The sequence below is a fragment of the Vibrio sp. V42_P2S4T144 genome (assembly GCF_009904715.1).
Classification (GTDB): Bacteria; Pseudomonadota; Gammaproteobacteria; order Enterobacterales; family Vibrionaceae; genus Vibrio; species Vibrio alginolyticus.
Genome location: NZ_WXWS01000239.1, coordinates 1 through 4,640 on the forward strand (window position 1 = coordinate 1; position 4,640 = coordinate 4,640).

A 4,640-nucleotide genomic window follows, 5' to 3' on the forward strand; every position below is an offset into this window, starting at 1 on the left:
GACCTAACCTCTCCACCAGCAACCTTAGATAAGCCTGAAACCATTCAACCTCAAACTTTTATGCTGCGCGGAAAAGTGATCGTCGGTCACGAGAGCCAATACATCATGCCTTGCGGCAGCGACAAGCAATATTGGTTGCAACTATCACCACAACAAATGCAACGAGCAATTCAGTTAAATAACGAGCCTTACCAGACTATGTATGGCGAGGTTATCGGCCACCTCAACCCACCGGGCATCGATGGGTTTTCTGCTGATTTTGATGCTAACTTTGTCGTGGAACAAGTGAACTTCCTCACAACGGAAAATCCAAACCGTTGTCAGCAACCAAACAAACCAACTCGCGTGTTTGGTAATGAGCCTTCTTGGTCGGCAAGCTTTGAGGCTAATGGACTAACATTCCAGCAAATCGGCAAACAAACCACAAAATTAGCGATTAAAAGCAGTCAGCTTCAACCTCGCCAGCGCACTTATCAACTACAAGATGGTGAGCTTCGCTTAACAGAAAACCTCTGCTCAGACACAATGAGCGATTCTTTGTATGGCTGGAAAGCAACACTAAAACATGATGGCGAGACGTATCAAGGTTGTGGTATGGCTGCAAACGTCGATGCAACGCTTGGCTGGGCTAATACCTATGTCGCGACCTCAACTCAATCACAAGGTTTTGAAGTACAAATGACCTTAAACCCAGACCATAGCGCCACAACAAAATACCGTTACGCCAATGGACAAGCACCATTAATCGAGCGTGGTTACTGGCAACAGTTAAGTCCGTCTCAGGTTCAAGTTGTCATGACGCATCATCAACAGCAAAGGCTAATGTCAGAGCGACTGTTTACTCGAGAAGGCAATCAGCTCAAAGCGACCAAAGAAAAAGTCGGTAACTTGGTATACCCAATCGCCGATGGTGGTTTAGTCCTTTATCCTGCCACCGTTCGTGATGAAGGCATCATGCAACCAGCCGAAAAACGCACCAACAACCCCATCGGTAGTGCTGACGTCCCTTCTAGTGCAGAGTTTGATTCAAAAGTAGATGCCGCGGTGCGCAACTACTTCTTTATCCATCAAACCACCCCCAACAATAACCAATACCGTTGGCTAACTTACGACCTCAACAGCGATGGTAACGAAGAGCTATTGGTACAGTTGGATTGGTGTGGTTCCGGAGGCTGTACATTGCTGATATTTGAACATCACGAAAAGGAATGGCGATTTAATAGCCGCATTACACTAGTGCAAAGCCCGATTATGCTCGGCCAACAAACCTCTCATGGTTGGCGAGATCTGATTTTTAATGTCAGCGGTGGCGGAGCTAAAGCGGCTCAACACGTGATGCAATACACTGGGGTTAGCTACCCACTCAACCCAAGCATGGCGCCAACGGCAACGCCGAACCAAGTCAGTGGTGTGCGTCTGTTCTCTGATGGGATAAGCCCGGTGCGCGAAGGAGTTCGTCTGTAATGTCACAACCGTGTCCAACCTGCGGTTTTCAATTCAATTGTATGTGCTCGCTAATGCCGAAACTTACCAGTGAGCACAACATCCTGCTGTTAATGCATCCGAATGAACTGAAGCGTGATACTAATACCGGCCAGCTACTAGAGCAGTGCCAACTCAACATTGAGCGAGTAATCTGGGATCGCAAACAGCCACCAGCAGAATTGCTCACTCTATTAGCTGATCCGTCGCGGTATCCGGTGTTGCTCTTCCCCTGTGAAGAAAGTATCACACTCGAAGATGTGGTACTCCAAAGCCAGCAACAAACCAAAACTCCGCTGTTTATTATTTTGGATGCCACCTGGCAAGAGGCGCGCAAGATGATCAATAAGAGCCGTTGGTTAGAAGGTATCCCTACTATGGGATTGTCTGCGTCGGCGGACTCACAATATCAGCTGCGACGCAACCAACAACAAGGTAACTTGTGCACGTTTGAAGTCGCTGCACATTTGCTCGGGCAACTTGGAGAACAAAACAACCAACAACAAATGCAGCGCTTTTTTGCCCATTACCTCGCTCTGTTCCAAGCTGAAAAGAGTGGACACGCTCTTAAGCGTTAACCATTAAGCTCAGTAGAAGAACCAAACAAAAAACGCAGCCTACGCTGCGTTTTTTACGACAAGAAGTTTCACGTGAAACATCATTAAAACAGTCGAGTCGGCTCGCCAAGATAGTAACCCTGCAAATAATCCACCCCCATGTCTTGTGCAATGGTGCACACCTCCTGATTGTGGACGAACTCCGCCACCGTCTCCGCGTTAAACACCTGGCACAAACGCACCAACTGGGAAGCGATCTTGCGCTGTTTTAAGTCTTTATCAATATCACGAATCAAGCTGCCATCGAGCTTTATGACTTCTGGCTCCAACTTTAGGATTTCATCGATATTCGAATAGCCGGACCCAAAGTCATCAACAATGATACGCGCCCCTAAGCTTCTAAAATGACTGCACACTTCTATCATTCGGCCGTAGTCTTTGATCTGCTCAGATTCCAGCACTTCTAAACCAATTCGCCTTGGGTCATTTAGCTGGCTAATTTCATGCTCTAAAAGCATTAAAGTTTTATCACTGAGCAAATCTTGCGGCGATAAGTTTATAGAAAAGTCACCTTGCTTATCTCGCATATAATGCAACGTAGAATGAATCATGTGCCGACTTAGTCGAGTGTAAAGATGTGTATCAGAGATAATTGGCAGAAAACGCCCTGGCGCAATCACCGTTCCATCGGCTTCCAGAATACGAACCAAACATTCTTGGCTTGCCAATTTGTGGCTACCCGCATGCACAATAGGTTGGCTATAAGTGATGATATTCTGTTTGAGAATGGCTCTACTGACGCAACTTAGCCATCCAAGTTGCTCTTTACGCACATCCTCACTGACTTCAATATCTTTCGCATTACAGATATGGGTATTACTGCGTACACCGGAGCGCCTCGCTTCGATGCCTTTGAGTAAGAGCTCATCTACTGAAGCGGATGGAAAATCTCGACGACTCACTAAGCCGCCGCATAGCGAGATAGAAAGATAATCTATTTCACGTAGGCCAATTGGCTCAAAATTAGTTTGTTCTACCGCGTCAGCAAAACGCGTAAAGTGCTGTTTGATGGTCTCGCTGCTTTGATCAGCTTTAAATATGAACGCCCATTCACCAACCCCAATACTATAAAGCTGCAAAGCCGTTGGCATGCCGAAACGCTTTCGTAGTCGATTCGTAAAGTGCATTGAGAGATCTTTGAGTAATTGATCTCCCACTCGGTAGCCGTATTTTTCGTTGATATGACTAAAGTTAAGTAGCTTTAGAGTCAACAAATGCTCATCCAAATCGATGTTACTCAGCCGCTCTTGCAATGCGACCCGGTTTTGTAATCCCGTGCGACTGTCGCGTCGATAGCTTTCTTGTAACTTGCGCGTTTGGCGATCGAGTTGATATCCCATATGCGCGTTCATATGGTTGAGATCGCCGATCGCATTTCGAATCAAGCTAAACAGCGGTGAAATAGAGGAGCTAACGGGCGACTTAGGCAAGTTCAATGTTTGCACTTCGTCTCCCTCTCGCATCGCTAAATACGTCAGGCTGTGATGAAGAATTTCGGGCTGACCAATACCACCATGCAGCTCCCCCATACAGTAACTACCAAACGTCGTCGCAATATCTTTGAATGCTTGGACTTCGTCGCTGCTGTCAATAAAGTCTAACCGTGACGCGCAGTTAAAAATCATCACGACTTCAGGTTGGTGCATGGCTAACTCAACCACACCATGCCGCACTTGCTCGAGCGTTAACGAGGGATGGTTATAGCAAAATTGCACTTCGTCACCAAGACACCAGGGCCTGTCGAAGCTCATACTGCCATCAGCGTGTAGCTCCGTTACCGTACAAACTTCCTTTCGCCCTAAGCTTTCTCGATACAAAGGAAAGCTGAGCAGTTGACTCAGCGTCACGTCATGGCCATCCGCCAAGTAACGCTTGTATACGTCCAGCGCTTTCTTCTCACCTAAACAATACAAGCGCGTTCCTTTTGCATGAGTGACTTTGTGTGGCATGCCAATCGGGTTCCACTCCGAATACGCATCAGTCCATAGCTTCAAAGTATCACTGTGCAAAGCTACGGCAACCACAGCGTTATCGTAAACTCGGTTTTGATATAGCACCCAGCAGCCATCGTCAATACTCTGCGCCAACCCTCCAGAAATCACTACTTCTTCACTGGCGAAGGTTTGAAACAAGGGATAGTCACGTCGTTCAATTTGCACAGCAAAGCTGAGGATCACCTGTGAATTATGCTGCATTAGAAGAGAGCGCTTGAGCTCCCCGCCATCAATGTCAGGGGAGTAAGAGTATGTTTGTACCGCAGAAGTCAGCGTGGTTTGCTCAAATTCAATCACACTCACTAGGCAACCAGAGGTAAATATCTCCCCTTCCAGAATTACATTACGCGTACTATGCCCCATAACATGAGCATTCGGCAGCGACGACAAAACGGCGTCTGCAAGTGTGGTCGTAAATTCGCGCGATTGCGTCGACAATATTTGTACTAAATATTGTTTATCTGAGGAAATTGGAAAAGTGACTAAAAAGTCATTCAGTTGACTGACATCGTGAACCAGTTTTGAAAAAGCTCGCATGGACCTACCA

The 4,640-nt window shown here is 46.8% G+C and carries 3 protein-coding genes; 2 read left to right on the forward strand and 1 reads right to left on the reverse strand.

Features of this window, described 5'->3' with window-relative positions; genetic code table 11:
* Together CAG68_RS08285 and CAG68_RS08290 are read left to right on the forward strand one after the other, a co-directional pair.
* Window positions 1-1,464, forward strand: a 1,464-nt coding sequence (locus CAG68_RS08285; protein WP_237667860.1) for a COG3650 family protein, incomplete at its 5' end; no start/stop codon positions are given.
* The gene (locus tag CAG68_RS08290; protein WP_025768162.1) at window positions 1,464-2,060 is read left to right on the forward strand and encodes a tRNA-uridine aminocarboxypropyltransferase; all 597 of its coding nucleotides are present in this window, start codon (window positions 1,464-1,466) and stop codon (window positions 2,058-2,060) included. The genes CAG68_RS08285 and CAG68_RS08290, both read left to right, overlap by 1 nt.
* A gap of 83 nt (window positions 2,061-2,143) precedes the next feature.
* Here CAG68_RS08290 and CAG68_RS08295 read toward each other — a convergent pair whose 3' ends face one another.
* Window positions 2,144-4,630 carry an EAL domain-containing protein gene (locus CAG68_RS08295; protein WP_086047098.1) on the reverse strand — a complete coding sequence of 829 codons (2,487 nt, stop codon included), beginning with the start codon at window positions 4,628-4,630 and terminating at the stop codon, window positions 2,144-2,146.
* Between the last annotated feature and the right edge of the window lie 10 nt (window positions 4,631-4,640).

Excerpts from the sequence above, each read along its gene's own strand:
- CAG68_RS08290 (WP_025768162.1), top strand. The coding sequence starts at position 1,464 with ATGTCACAACCGTGTCCAACCTGCGGTTTTCAATTCAATTGTATGTGC.
- CAG68_RS08295 (WP_086047098.1), bottom strand. The coding sequence starts at position 4,630 with ATGCGAGCTTTTTCAAAACTGGTTCACGATGTCAGTCAACTGAATGAC.